The following is a 12,844-nucleotide window of genomic DNA, read 5'->3' as shown; positions in this document are numbered from 1 at the left end:
AAATGAAGATATTTAAATATATAGGAATAATAATACTGAGTCTTTTTAGTCTTTCGGCCATGGCTCAAGTACCGGCACCCGGTGCAGCTCAAAAGGAGCCAATAGCTATAATGAATGCTTATGCGCATCTAGGTAATGGAGAAGTAATCGAGAATTCGGTTATTACTTTTGAAGATGGTATAATCACCAATGTAGCAGATGCTACCACTATCCGAATGGATCTATCCAAATTTAAAGTAATTAAAGCGGAAGGTAAGCATGTTTATCCAGGGTTGATAGCCAGTAATACTATCATTGGTTTAGAAGAAATAGCTGCTGTAAGAGCAACGAGAGATCAAGATGAAACGGGAGAATTTAATCCTAATGTAAGGGCTTTAATTGCTTATAATACAGATTCAGAGATAATTCCGACTACTCGTTTTAATGGTGTGCTTTATGCTCAAACTACTCCTAGGGGTGGTAGAATTTCAGGTAGCAGTTCGGTAATGGATTTAGATGCTTGGAACTGGGAAGATGCAGTTCTGAAAAATGATGAAGGAATTCATTTGAATTGGCCTTCTAAATTGAAGTATCCCAGATGGTGGCTAGGAGAAACCGAATGGAGAGAAAATGAAGATTATGATAAAGAATATGAAGAAGTTAAAATATTCTTTAAAGATGCTGCTTCTTATCACGAGATCTCTAAACCGGAAACTACTAATTTGAAATTAGAAGCCATGAAAGGCTTATTTGATGGATCTAAAAGTCTATACATTCATACCGATAGAGCAAAAGAAATTCTTCAATCTATTCAGTTTGCTTTGGAAATGGGAGTGAAGAAAGTGGTTTTAGTAGGTGGAGATGAAGCCTATTATGTTAGAGATTTTTTAAAAGAGAATGATATTCCGGTAATCGTGGAAGAAACTTTAAGATTGCCTAGCAGAACTTCTGATCCTGTGGATATGCCTTATCAATTACCTAATTTACTTCATAAAGCGGGCATAAAAGTAGCGATCGGTCAATGGGGAGAAGTAATGCAAGTCAGAAATTTGCCATTTAGTGTTGGAACTGCAGCAGCTTATGGTTTAGGAAAAGAAGAAGCTTTAAAAATGGTGACTTTAAATGCAGCTGAAATAATGGGAGTAGATGATAAAATTGGAAGCTTAGAAAAAGGGAAAATTGCCTCTATTGTAGTTTCTAAAGGAGATATTTTAGATATGGAGGGTAATCAGATGGAATATGTCTTTATTGAAGGTCGAGAAGTGATATTAGATGCTCATCAACAAAGATTGTACAAAAAATTTAAAGGAAAATATGATGATTAATAATTATATATCAATTTGAATTCATCAAATTTTTTTTCAAAAGCCCGTGTTTTATTAAATACGGGCTTTTATTTTTATTGAAAACTAAAATGAATGAGTAATGAAAAATTTTTGCTTTCATGAAATCTAATCTTATCATAGTTTTCGTATTTTAGGCATAACTGATAAACTATAATCATGGAACAACATTCTAATTCATCAATTCAATGGAAACAGACAGCTAGCTTATTGGCTTTATATGCGTCTGTAATTATTGGTTGGATAGCATATCACCGTTATCAACCAGCTCTATTGGATACTTTTGACATGACTGAATTTGAGCCAATTTTGATTTGGGTTCAAGCTATCATTTTAATCATAACACCACCATTAGCTGGTTATTTAGGAGATAAATACAGAGATAGATTTGGTAATCGTTTACGTATTATCACACTAGGAGTGAGTTTTGCTGCCATGATATTTATGACGGTTGCCTTTACTCTAATAGTTAATCCACCTCAATCCTTTGTATTATACGCATTGCCTATATTGGTCATTCTTTGGTTATTTGCTATGAGTCTTTTCACTAGCCCAGCCATTTCCACAATTGAAATATTTTCACCTAGCTCACAATTACCCATAACTGTGGCAGCCTTAACTATTGTTTCGGATTTATTATACTCACTAGAACCTGTTATAGTATCTATTATTGATTTCCTTGGAGGGGCATTAACTTTTGCGGTAGGGGGTATTATTGTTTCTATTTCTGGTTATTTATTAAGAAAAAATTCATTGCAACTCACAGTAAATGGTAAAGAAGAAAGGCCTGATGATTATAATCCAAAATCTAATATGTTTAAAGTAATTTTATTAGGTGTGGGAATGGGTTTATTCTCAGGTATTATAATTGAAGTTTTTCCTGCTTATTTAAATAAACTCGAATCAATCGTGGGGCTTAGCGGTCAATGGATTTCATCAATTGTGTTGGTGTTAACCGCCATATTCTCAATTGTGATAAGTAGACGAGTTTCTAAGGATAACATTATTAAATTATTAATAACAGGATTAATTTTTGCTGGAATAAGTACAATAGGAGTGTTTACTATCTCTAGTAATACAGTTGTTTTAATTTTATTAGCTGTATTCGCTATATTTTACGCTATGGTTAATGTAACAGCTTTGCCTTTAGCTCTTCAAAACACTTCAGTAAAGGAAAAAGTATTTGGGGTTGGGGTGTTTTTCTGTGGATTTGAAATTCCAAATAGTGTAATTGATGTGATGTTAATTTAATTTATAAGATAATAATTGAGTAAAGGGGAGGAGTTATTATTAGAAATGTCTGATACCATTTTAGTGTCAGACATTTCTTTTTTGAATTAAAATTAATCAGGGTTCTCTTGAAAATTAAAATGAAACTCTGATTTTTTTTATAGCAAAAATAAAGTCTCTTATTTTAAAATTATATCATATCTAAAACCTCAAATAGCTTTATTTTAGAGGAAATTTGAGGTTTTAGATATTAAATATATTTATACCCAAAATTATATTTTGTAGTTTCTACTTTTCCTTTTTGTCCTCCTGCCCGCCTTCTTCGAGCTAATATTGTTTAGTTTTGAAGGTTTGTAGTATTAATAAAGCGGATCCTAATCAATCCAAACCGTTTTTTGATTAACAAATTCTTTGATTCCCATTTCGGATAATTCCCTGCCGTATCCGCTCATTTTTACTCCGCCAAAAGGTACTGCAGGATGCGAGGCCATGAGTTTATTGATATAAACGGCACCACTTTCCACTTCTCTTACAAGTTTTTTAGCTTTATCTAGATCCTTACTCCATAGAGAGCCTCCCAATCCAAATCTTGAGTCATTGGCTAATTCTATTGCATGCTGTTCATCTTTGGCGATTAAAACGATTGCCACGGGCCCAAACAATTCTTCTTCATAAGCTGGCATTCCGGCTTTTACATCGGTTAGGATTGTAGGTTCAAAAAAGGCTTTATCTCTTTTACCACCAATTAATATTTTAGCCCCCTTTTTCACAGATTTATTTACTTGCTCTTCCAGTTCTTCCGCTAAATCTTCTCTTGCCATAGAGCCATAGTCAAACTCATCACTAGATGGGTCTCCGACTTTAATATTTTCAAATTCACTTTTGAAAATTTCGAGGAATTCATCTGCTATAGACTCTTCCAAAATAAAACGCTTTGCGGCTATACAACTCTGACCATTATTGATCATTCTGGCTTTAGTACCTGTTTTCGCAGCTTTTTCTATATCAGCATCTTTTAGAACAATGAAAGGATCACTTCCACCTAATTCTAAAACCGTTTTCTTTAGATTTTTGCCTGCTCTCTCTGCTACTTTACTTCCTGCTCCTTCGCTGCCCGTTAGTGTAGCAGCTTTCACTCGCTCATCATCTAAAATCATATTGACTTTAGAAGAAGATATTAGTAGTGTTTGAAAACATCCTTTAGGAAAACCAGCATCTACCAGAACTTCTTCAATGGCTAATGCACATTGCGGAACATTTGAAGCATGTTTTAACAAACCCACATTTCCTGCCATTAAATTAGGGGCTAGAAAACGGAATACTTGCCAAAATGGGAAATTCCATGGCATTATGGCCAAAACAATTCCAATGGGGTCATGAGCAACATAGGCTTCACCTTCTGGAACATCCAATTTTTTATTGGAAAGGAATTTTTCAGCATTTTCAGCATAATAATCACAGGCCAAAGCACATTTTTCAATCTCACCAATAGCTTCTCTTTTAGCTTTACCCATTTCTAAAGTCATCAAATTAGCATATTGTTCTTTTCTATCTCGAAGAAGAACTGCTGTTTTTAGCATTAACTCTTTCCTATGGGTGAAATTGGTGGTTTTCCATTCTCTGTAAGTAGTTTCAGCTAATTCAATTTTATCAAATACTTGATTATCAGTTTCTTCTTGAAATGTTTTTACAACTTCATTATTATAAGGATTTCTGCTTTCAATTGCCATAATAGATTAGTGGTTTAGTTTAAAAACTTATCGTATGACTTTATTTGCATGAATTCCTGCTGCTATTAAAGCAAAGGAAGGTGCAAATAAAACTCCAATAAAAGGTATTAGTATAAACAGATTTAAAGCTAAACCGTTACCTAAAACCAAACCTTTATGTTCAAAAATTTTCTTTAAACTCGATTTCACACTTAATTGAAAGTATTCATTTCTATAATCGAGCATAGAAGCACCAAAGAAAAAGCTCTCAACAAGAAAAACTAAAATTGCAAAGGCAGGAGCTAGGAAAGGAATGGCTATACTTAAAACTACTAAAGAAAGGTAAATTATAATATTGAGGTTTATTAAGACAATGCCCATAATCATACCTCTGCCAATTTCAGAAATCAATCGAATTAAATTAATGGACTTCTTTTGTTGATTTAAAATGTTTTGACTCCGCTCTGATAGAATAGCCAAAACTGGAGCAAATATGATAAGAACTATGTATTTATAGAGATTTATATACAATGAAATGAGAAGGATTCGAATAAAGATTGCAGTTAGAATTTGCAATACATTTCCCCATTCTTCCCAATCATCAGGGAAATTAAAAGTAGTGTAAATTAAGTCGATTAGTTTACCGGTATAAATCCAGGCAAAAATCCCTACAAAAAAGAAAGCAAAAAGGTTGAAGAAAGCAGCACTCAAAATAAAGCCTTTCAGATTGTGTTTTCGTACAAATTGAAAGGCTTCAAAATATGCTACTGTTGATTGACTAAATTCCTGGAAAAACTTTCTCATTTTTCAACAGGGAAATTTGCTGCTTCCCAAGCTTGCATTCCTCCAGAAATGTTTACTACATTTTTAAATCCAGCTTCTTTCATTTGATTTGCAGCTTTTAGACTTCTACTTCCTGATCGACAAATCACATAATAGGTCTTGTTCTTATCAAGTTTTTCAATGGAAGTAGTGAATAAATCAGTCTTCAATACATCCAAATTTTTGCTACCTGCAATTTTGCCTTCAGCATATTCCTGTGCAGTTCTAACATCCAGAACAACTTTACTGTCGTCTGAATTGAATTCAATAGCATTTAATTCACTAACTGTGATGTTTTCCTGAGCATTGCCTTGAGAACATGCTGAGAAAAGAAATGCTGATACTATAAAAGTGAATAGCGTTTTCATAAAAATATATTTAATTCTAATATACAAACGTAATACTTTAAATAAAATTCAACGTAGCAAAGGTTACCATTTAAAGATTCATGAATCTAGAGTCAAGACTAGGGTTTTGTAGTTTTTAGAGTATACTTTTAACTGATACCGTAATTAATATTCGTTATTACGACCGAAGGGAAATAATTTAATGGTAGTGCTAGCCATCAATTTCCTCTGATGCATATTTCTCCCTTGGGGGTTAGGGGTTTTTAATCAATCCTCTCGATCTTTGCCCCCAATGCATTCAATCTAGTATCGATATTCTGATAACCTCTATCTATTTGTTCCACGTTATGAATAGTACTTTCTCCTTCAGCAGATAAAGCCGCTATTAATAAAGAAACACCAGCTCTGATATCTGGCGAAGTCATGGAGATTCCTCTTAAGTTAATTTGTCTATCAAGCCCGATTACCGTAGCTCTATGCGGATCACATAAAATGATTTGGGCTCCCATGTCGATTAATTTATCAACAAAGAACAATCTACTTTCAAACATTTTTTGATGCACTAGAACGGTTCCTTTAGCTTGAGTAGCTACTACTAAAACAATGCTTAATAAATCAGGAGTGAAGCCTGGCCAAATCGCATCTGCTATGGTCATAATAGAACCGTCAATAAAAGTTTCTATTTCATAATGCTGTTGAGAAGGAATGAAAATATCATCTCCTCTAAATTCCATTTTGATTCCTAGTCTTTGAAAAGTTTCCGGAATAATACCTAAATGTTCAACACCTGCATTTTTGATGGTAATTTCAGATTGCGTCATGGCAGCTAAGCCTATGAAACTACCGATTTCAATCATATCAGGGAGCATAGTATGCTCAGTACCTTTTAATTCTTTTACACCTTGAATGTGTAAGAGGTTGGATCCAATCCCGTCAATTTTTGCACCCATTCTCACCAACATTTTGCAAAGTTGTTGTAGATATGGCTCACATGCCGCATTGTAAATGGTAGTCTTTCCTTCTGCCATGGAAGCGGCCATTACGATATTGGCTGTCCCCGTTACGGAAGCTTCATCCAAATGAATGTAGGCGCCTTTTAAGCTGGAAGCATCTATATGGTAATAATTCTTTTCTGATTCAAAGAGAAATTTGGCTCCTAATTTTTGAAAACCGATAAAGTGAGTATCTAATCTTCTTCTCCCAATTTTGTCTCCACCTGGCTTGGGGATCATGGCTTTTCCGAACCTTGCCAAAAGTGGCCCTAATAGCATAATAGAGCCTCTCAAAGAAGCTGCTTTTTTAGTGTATTCAGCAGTTCCAAAGAAATCTAGATTTACTTTTTTAGCCGTAAATTCGTAGCTTTCTTCTCCAATCTGATTTACCTCAACTCCCAAATCTTTTAGTAAGTCAATTAATTTATTGACGTCTACTATATTGGGTACTTTATGAAGGGTGACTTTTTGGGGAGTTAATAAAACAGCACAAAGAATTTGTAATGCTTCATTTTTTGCGCCTTGTGGGTGAATTTCACCGGAAAGCCTTTGCCCTCCGGTAATTTTAAATGATGCCATCGATTAGTTTCTTCTTCTTTTTGGATTGCTTCCTTTGTTTGTTCGCTTGCCTTTGTTGTTATTATTTCTTGGTCTGTTATCTTTAAAGATCGCATCAAAACCATTGGTAGCTTTCACGTGGTCAATATCAACAGAGAGCTTTCCGCCTGATAATTGCTTAATATTGTCTGCAATGGCTTCCTCCGTTACATTGTCTCTATTCCAAGTAGTATAGAACGTTTTCATTAAACGACCAATATAGTAAACGGCTGAACGCTTCTCTTCCTCATCTTCTATACTTATGGCTTTATCAACCAATAATTCAATATTACGGCCATAATGCTTAAATTTCACTTCGCTGGAAGCATATTTAACAGGCTGAGGTTTTTTACCTAATATCTCTTTTTCAGGCATTGGAAAGGGACTGTCAACATCCAAATTGAAATCTGACATGATGTATAAATCATCCCAGTATTTTTGCATGTTGTCATTATTGTAATCTTTTGGCCCGCTGCTTAATTGCTTAATTAAATCGACCACAGTATTAGCCATTTTATTACGCGTTTCTTTATCTTCTACAGTGCGTAAATGTTTGACCAACATTTGGACATTTCGTCCATATTCTTTCAATTTCATTTCCGGTCTTTGGGTATTATAATCTAACATAGTCTTAACTTCTTCTTTCACAAAGGTAGAAAATTAGAAAGAAATAACAGGCATTACAATTTTATCCTACAAAAATAAAATATTCATTTTAATATTAGCCCATTTAACACTCTTCATCAGCTAAAATGTAAAGCTTATATAAAATAGATTGGCATATTAATTAGAAATGACCATTTTTGAAGTTGATGTAAAACCAAAATATAATCATTATGAAAATAAAATTATTAGGATTTGTAATGGCTATGTTGATGAGTTCTGTTTTTGTTTTTGGACAAACAGATCGTTGGCAACAAGCTATAAAATATGAAATGGAGATTGATATGGATGTGGAAACGCATCAATTCGAGGGGGAACAAAAGGCAGTTTATACCAATAATTCGCCTGATCAATTGAATAAGGTGTTTTATCATCTTTATTATAATGCTTTTCAGCCCAATAGTATGATGGATGTTCGATCAAGAACAATCAAAGATCCGGACAGAAGAGTAGGAGATAGAATTAGCAAATTAAGTGAGGATGAAATAGGCTATCAAAAGATCAAAAGCTTAAAACAAGATGGAAAAGATGTTGATTTTGAGGTAGTAGGGACTATTCTAGAAGTTGATTTGAATAAGCCTATTAATCCAGGAGAGTCTTCCACTTTTGAAATGGAATTTGAAGCGCAAGTACCGGTTCAAATCAGAAGAACTGGTCGAGATAATGCAGAAGGAATAAGCTATTCTATGGCACAATGGTATCCAAAAATGGCTGAATATGATTATCAGGGATGGCATTCAAATCCTTATATCGGAAGAGAATTTCACGGTATTTGGGGAGATTTTGATGTGAAAATTACTATTGATAAAGATTTTATCTTAGGTGGAACTGGATACATTCAAAACCCAAATGAAGTGGGGCATGGCTATCAAGAAGAGGGTGTAAAACCTGGTAAAGGTAAAAAAGGAAAACATACTTGGCACTTTAAAGCACCTAAAGTAATTGATTTTATGTGGGCTGCTGATCCTGATTTTACCCACGTAAAGGCTCAAGTTCCTGATGGACCAGAATTACATTTCTTATACCAGATGAATGATGAAACTAAAGAGAACTGGGAAAAGTTACCTGAGTATACCGTAAAAGCCTTTGAATATGCTAATAAAACATTTGGTAAATATCCATATGAACAATATTCTGTAATACAAGGTGGAGATGGCGGAATGGAATATCCTATGGCTACTTTGATTACGGGAGAAAGAAGCTTAGGTAGCCTGGTAGGTGTAACTGTTCATGAGATGTTCCACAGTTGGTATCAAGGAGTTTTAGCTACAAATGAAGCATTGTATGAGTGGATGGATGAAGGTTTTACTTCTTTTGGTTCTGCTGAAACGATGAATGTAATCATGGAGGAAGGACAAGAAAATCCTCAATCTGGAAATTATAGAGGATATTTTGCGCTTGCTGCAAGTGGATATGAAGAGCCGATGAGTACGCATGCTGATCATTATGTAACCAATTTTGCTTACGGTAGAGCGGCTTATTCTAAGGGAGCTACTTTTTTAGGACAGTTGAGATACATAATGGGAGAAGATGTCTTTTATCCAGCTATGAGAACTTATTTTGAGGAGTGGAAATTCAAACATCCTAATGATAATGATTTCATCAGAGTGATGGAAAAAGCATCTGGTTTGGAATTGGATTGGTATAAGGAGTATTTTGTTTATTCTACCAAACAAATTGATTACGGAATTAAAACTGTAATTGAAAAGGATCGAAAGTCATTTGTGACTTTAGAGAAAATAGGAGAGATGCCTATGCCTTTAGAAGTTTCCATTACTTATAATGATGGCAGCAGCGAATTGGTATATATTCCATTAAGAATTATGAGAGGTGAAAAGTCTTTTGATGCTGATAATGTGAATATTTTAGCTGATTGGCCTTGGGTATTTCCTACTTACACATTTGAATTAGATCAGCCTGCTTCTAATATTAAAAGTATGGTGATAGATGAAAATGAAGGAATGGCAGATGTTGACAGAGACAACAATGCTTTTCATGCTGATGAACATTTGAAACCAACATTTGAAAAATAAGAAAACCAATTTTTGATTTTTTTAAAAGCCCGCATTTTTGTGGGCTTTTTTATGGTTCAAAGATGATAAAGCACATAAATAAAAGTCCGATTGAGCATAATTCAATCGGACTTAAAGCTAGTAAACTATAGATTTATTTCTTACCAATTAAGTGCTTAATTAGCAGTTTCAGTATTACTTATACCATCAATTAATTGTTGAACTGCTTTTCTATCTGATGAGGAAATTTTTTCTTTAAGCTTTCCATTTTCATAACTAGCGAAAAAGGGCAAACTATACACACCAGCAGACAACCTTGCTTTTGGGTTGTCAGGAGCATTAATTTCTAAAAACTTTACACTCCCGTCCGCTTCTTCAGCCATTTTTTTGAATTGAGGTTCAAAAGCCTTACAAACGCCACACCAATCGGCAAAAAATTTCACGATCACTTTTTCATTTTTATTTAATTGTTCTTCTAAATTAATGTCAGTAACTTTTTCAATCATTTCTTTTACATTTTTATTTAATATGGCATAAGACAATTCATACTATGACTTTGTTTAGTTGTTTTCTAAGAAAAAATAATCTTTCATGTACTAATAATCAATTTTAAATAATCAAATTTAAAGAGTATAGGATAGTTGATTATTTAAAATATTTTTCCGTCTAATATTTCATTGGACTCATCGGTTTTAATCTTTTATTTATAATTATTTTGCACATATTGAATATTCAAAACGGGTTTTCAAGCTAAATTCTAAAATGTATGTTTTTGTAATTATTTATTTAAATGTAAGATTAGCTTTTATTTGAGATTAGAAAAGTAGTTTAGATTTGGGTCAAGAGTTCACTTATTTTAAAATTGCTTTATAATAATTCATATTACTTAAATTCGTAATTTTATATATTAATTATAATCTTAATACATAAAACCTAAAACTTAAAACTATAAAAATGCTATTATTCGGAGCAAGTGGACATGCAAAAGTGATAGTTGATATTCTATTATCTAAAGGTATTCAGGTGAAAGGATTTTACGATGACGATGAATCCATAGAGCAGCTCTGGGGTATTCCAGTTATAGGTAAACCAAAGGATTTTAATAGTTCTATAGAAGAATGCATTGTTTCCATTGGTAAGAATGATACTCGTAAGAAGGTAGTTCAACAAATAGCTGATGCTGAATTTGGTATTGCTATACATGATAAATCTAATTTAGGTTCGCATGTAGAAATTGGAGAAGGAACTGTAATTATGGCTGGTACCATTATCAATGCTGACACAAAAATTGGAGAACACGTAATTATCAATACTTCAGCCAGCGTTGATCATGATTGTTTGATAGAAGATTTTACACATATTGCGCCTAATGCATCACTTTGTGGTGGAGTAGAAGTTGGAGAAGGAACTTTGATAGGAGCAGGAGCCACTGTGATTCCTTTAGTGAAAATAGGAAAATGGTGCACTATCGGTGCAGGAGCTGTAGTAGTAGAAGATGTTCCAGACAATTCAATTGTTGTTGGAAACCCTGCTAAGATTATTAAAAAGACAGTTTAATGACAGAAATTGCAATATACGGTGCAGGTGGCTTTGGCAGAGAAGTTAATTTGATTGTTCAGCAACTTATTAAAAAAGGCTTTCCTTATCATTTTTTAGGTTTTTTTGATGATGAAGATAAATCATCTGAATTAGGAAAATTATATTTAGGAAATACTGAAACACTAAATAATTGGAATAGCTCAATTTCCATTGCTTTAGCGATAGGAGATGGAAAAATAAGAAAGAAAGTGATTGAAAGGATAACGAATCCCAGGGTGGAATTTTCCAAAGTAGTTTCTCCACATGCTATTTTTAATGATATCATTAGTATTGGAACAGGAAGTATTATTTGTGCGGGCGCAAATTTGACCACCAACATTCAAGTAGGAGAATTTGTGGTGATAAATTTAAATGCTACGGTTGGGCATGATTGTAAATTAGATAATTTTAGTTCAATTATGCCAGGTGCCAATTTAGCAGGAGAAGTTAATTTAAAGGAATGTGCTTTTGTAGGTAGTGGTGCCAATGTATTGAATGGAGTTGAAATAGCTGAAAATTCTGTTTTAGGGTCTGGCGGAGTACTTACTAAAGATTTGGAATCTAATAAAACTGCAATTGGGGTTCCCGCTAAAATTATAGAAAAGTGAGCTTATATCAAGATTTCAAACCGTCCATTCTTTTTCTAGCAAAATTTATTGGCTTATATATTGTGCTGAATGTAGCTTATGGATTTTACCTTGATGCCTCCAAAGGTGAAGCAGATTTTATGACCAAATGGGTAACGGAGCAAACTGCTACAATTATTGATGTTTATGAAGATAAAATTGCCACAGGGCCAAAAGAGGATTTGAAGAGCATTTTTATTTACAAGGATAGTCAGGCTATTCTATCTGTTTATGAAGGCTGTAATGGTTTAAACGTAATGGTCATTTTTGTTTCTTTCTTGATAGCCTATGGTAAAATAGGAAAACGAATGCTATGGTTTATACCACTGGGGATTTTAGTCATTCATTTATTTAATATTTTAAGAATATTACTTTTGTTTCATGTTACGATTTCCATGCCTGACTTTCTCTATTTCAGTCATAAATATTTATTTACAGCCTTTATTTATATAGCCGTATTCGGTATGTGGGCACTTTGGATATTTAAAGTAAATGAAAAATAAAGATTGGCTTCAGCCTAATAGAAAACAAAGAATCTTTCTGATTTTTATCAGTATTATAAGCTTAGGTATTATATTTATTGGCCAACGTTTTGATTATAGTTTATTGTTTTCTGATAATCTGAATCCTCAAAATCAGTTTATAATCAATAGAAGTATTCGTTTTCTTTTAAATGATAATTTAGTGCTCCTGCTAATTTATGGGCTTTTTTATGATAAAAAATATGTGAAATTTGGTTTGGCAGTGGAAGCATTTGGTTTCTTCTTTTTATTGATTCCTTATTTCATTTTGAGGTATTATACTTCAATTGATCATATGTATATCAGCTTTATCCATAGATTAATTATTAATCCTACTTTAATGGGTTTGCTGATTCCAGCGATCTATATTCAGAAGATTAAAAACTGAATTGTAAGATTTACTTTCATTAAATTGTAACCCCTTC

The 12,844-nt window shown here is 33.4% G+C and carries 13 protein-coding genes; 7 read left to right on the top strand and 6 right to left on the bottom strand.

Features of this window, described 5'->3' with window-relative positions:
* The first annotated feature begins 2 nt into the window (after window positions 1–2).
* Both QYS49_RS13610 and QYS49_RS13605 read left to right on the top strand, forming a co-directional pair.
* Window positions 3–1,304: an amidohydrolase family protein gene (locus QYS49_RS13610; RefSeq protein WP_308348014.1), complete on the top strand. Its 1,302-nt coding sequence runs from the start codon at window positions 3–5 to the stop codon at window positions 1,302–1,304.
* Between the two features lie 177 nt (window positions 1,305–1,481).
* The gene (locus QYS49_RS13605; protein ID WP_308348013.1) at window positions 1,482–2,573 is read left to right on the top strand and encodes an MFS transporter; all 1,092 of its coding nucleotides are present in this window, start codon (window positions 1,482–1,484) and stop codon (window positions 2,571–2,573) included.
* Between the two features lie 353 nt (window positions 2,574–2,926).
* On the opposite strand, the gene QYS49_RS13600 is transcribed toward QYS49_RS13605, so the two are convergent.
* The 5 genes from QYS49_RS13600 to QYS49_RS13580 form a co-directional block, all read right to left on the bottom strand.
* The gene (locus QYS49_RS13600; RefSeq protein WP_308348011.1) at window positions 2,927–4,282 is read right to left on the bottom strand and encodes an NAD-dependent succinate-semialdehyde dehydrogenase; all 1,356 of its coding nucleotides are present in this window, start codon (window positions 4,280–4,282) and stop codon (window positions 2,927–2,929) included.
* A gap of 27 nt (window positions 4,283–4,309) precedes the next feature.
* Window positions 4,310–5,065, bottom strand: coding sequence for an EI24 domain-containing protein (locus QYS49_RS13595; protein WP_308348010.1), 756 nt, complete (start codon window positions 5,063–5,065; stop codon window positions 4,310–4,312).
* Window positions 5,062–5,451, bottom strand: a complete 390-nt coding sequence (locus QYS49_RS13590) for a rhodanese-like domain-containing protein (RefSeq protein WP_308348009.1) — start codon at window positions 5,449–5,451, stop codon at window positions 5,062–5,064. The genes QYS49_RS13595 and QYS49_RS13590 overlap by 4 nt, the downstream gene beginning before the upstream one ends.
* Before the next feature lie 242 nt (window positions 5,452–5,693).
* Window positions 5,694–7,001 (bottom strand): UDP-N-acetylglucosamine 1-carboxyvinyltransferase, encoded by a 1,308-nt coding sequence (gene murA / locus QYS49_RS13585; protein ID WP_308348007.1) that lies wholly within the window; start codon window positions 6,999–7,001, stop codon window positions 5,694–5,696.
* Window positions 7,002–7,004: 3 nt separating this feature from the next.
* Entirely contained in the window at window positions 7,005–7,667 is a 663-nt protein-coding gene (locus tag QYS49_RS13580; RefSeq protein WP_308348006.1) for a DUF4290 domain-containing protein, read from the bottom strand.
* Window positions 7,668–7,855: 188 nt separating this feature from the next.
* On the opposite strand from QYS49_RS13580, the gene QYS49_RS13575 reads away from it, so the two are divergent.
* Window positions 7,856–9,715, top strand: a complete 1,860-nt coding sequence (locus tag QYS49_RS13575; protein WP_308348005.1) for a M1 family metallopeptidase — start codon at window positions 7,856–7,858, stop codon at window positions 9,713–9,715.
* A gap of 155 nt (window positions 9,716–9,870) precedes the next feature.
* On the opposite strand, the gene QYS49_RS13570 is transcribed toward QYS49_RS13575, so the two are convergent.
* Window positions 9,871–10,200, bottom strand: a complete 330-nt coding sequence (locus tag QYS49_RS13570) for a thioredoxin family protein (protein WP_308348003.1) — start codon at window positions 10,198–10,200, stop codon at window positions 9,871–9,873.
* A gap of 448 nt (window positions 10,201–10,648) precedes the next feature.
* On the opposite strand from QYS49_RS13570, the gene QYS49_RS13565 reads away from it, so the two are divergent.
* The 4 genes from QYS49_RS13565 to QYS49_RS13550 are packed head-to-tail and all read left to right on the top strand — an operon-like array spanning window position 10,649 to window position 12,807.
* Window positions 10,649–11,251: an acetyltransferase gene (locus QYS49_RS13565; protein ID WP_308348002.1), complete on the top strand. Its 603-nt coding sequence runs from the start codon at window positions 10,649–10,651 to the stop codon at window positions 11,249–11,251.
* Window positions 11,251–11,880, top strand: a complete 630-nt coding sequence (locus QYS49_RS13560) for a NeuD/PglB/VioB family sugar acetyltransferase (RefSeq protein WP_308348001.1) — start codon at window positions 11,251–11,253, stop codon at window positions 11,878–11,880. The genes QYS49_RS13565 and QYS49_RS13560 overlap by 1 nt, the downstream gene beginning before the upstream one ends.
* A complete protein-coding gene (gene xrtF / locus QYS49_RS13555; protein ID WP_308348000.1) occupies window positions 11,877–12,401 on the top strand; it encodes an exosortase family protein XrtF in 525 nt (174 codons plus the stop codon). Before QYS49_RS13560 ends, xrtF begins: the two co-directional genes overlap by 4 nt.
* A complete protein-coding gene (locus QYS49_RS13550; RefSeq protein ID WP_308347998.1) occupies window positions 12,391–12,807 on the top strand; it encodes an exosortase F system-associated membrane protein in 417 nt (138 codons plus the stop codon). The genes xrtF and QYS49_RS13550 overlap by 11 nt, the downstream gene beginning before the upstream one ends.
* The last annotated feature ends 37 nt before the right edge of the window (window positions 12,808–12,844 follow it).

The organism is Marivirga salinae (assembly GCF_030503855.1).
GTDB classification, from domain to species: domain Bacteria; phylum Bacteroidota; class Bacteroidia; order Cytophagales; family Cyclobacteriaceae; genus Marivirga; species Marivirga salinarum.
This window is presented reverse-complemented; position numbering and strand designations above follow the sequence as displayed.

What these genes read in the sequence shown, in the direction of transcription:
- QYS49_RS13610 (WP_308348014.1), top strand. Translation starts at nt 3, where the DNA reads ATGAAGATATTTAAATATATAGGAATAATAATACTGAGTCTTTTTAGT.
- QYS49_RS13605 (WP_308348013.1), top strand. Translation starts at nt 1,482, where the DNA reads ATGGAACAACATTCTAATTCATCAATTCAATGGAAACAGACAGCTAGC.
- QYS49_RS13600 (WP_308348011.1), bottom strand. Translation starts at nt 4,282, where the DNA reads ATGGCAATTGAAAGCAGAAATCCTTATAATAATGAAGTTGTAAAAACA.
- QYS49_RS13595 (WP_308348010.1), bottom strand. Translation starts at nt 5,065, where the DNA reads ATGAGAAAGTTTTTCCAGGAATTTAGTCAATCAACAGTAGCATATTTT.
- QYS49_RS13590 (WP_308348009.1), bottom strand. Translation starts at nt 5,451, where the DNA reads ATGAAAACGCTATTCACTTTTATAGTATCAGCATTTCTTTTCTCAGCA.
- murA (WP_308348007.1), bottom strand. Translation starts at nt 7,001, where the DNA reads ATGGCATCATTTAAAATTACCGGAGGGCAAAGGCTTTCCGGTGAAATT.
- QYS49_RS13575 (WP_308348005.1), top strand. Translation starts at nt 7,856, where the DNA reads ATGAAAATAAAATTATTAGGATTTGTAATGGCTATGTTGATGAGTTCT.
- QYS49_RS13570 (WP_308348003.1), bottom strand. Translation starts at nt 10,200, where the DNA reads ATGATTGAAAAAGTTACTGACATTAATTTAGAAGAACAATTAAATAAA.
- QYS49_RS13565 (WP_308348002.1), top strand. Translation starts at nt 10,649, where the DNA reads ATGCTATTATTCGGAGCAAGTGGACATGCAAAAGTGATAGTTGATATT.
- QYS49_RS13560 (WP_308348001.1), top strand. Translation starts at nt 11,251, where the DNA reads ATGACAGAAATTGCAATATACGGTGCAGGTGGCTTTGGCAGAGAAGTT.
- QYS49_RS13550 (WP_308347998.1), top strand. Translation starts at nt 12,391, where the DNA reads ATGAAAAATAAAGATTGGCTTCAGCCTAATAGAAAACAAAGAATCTTT.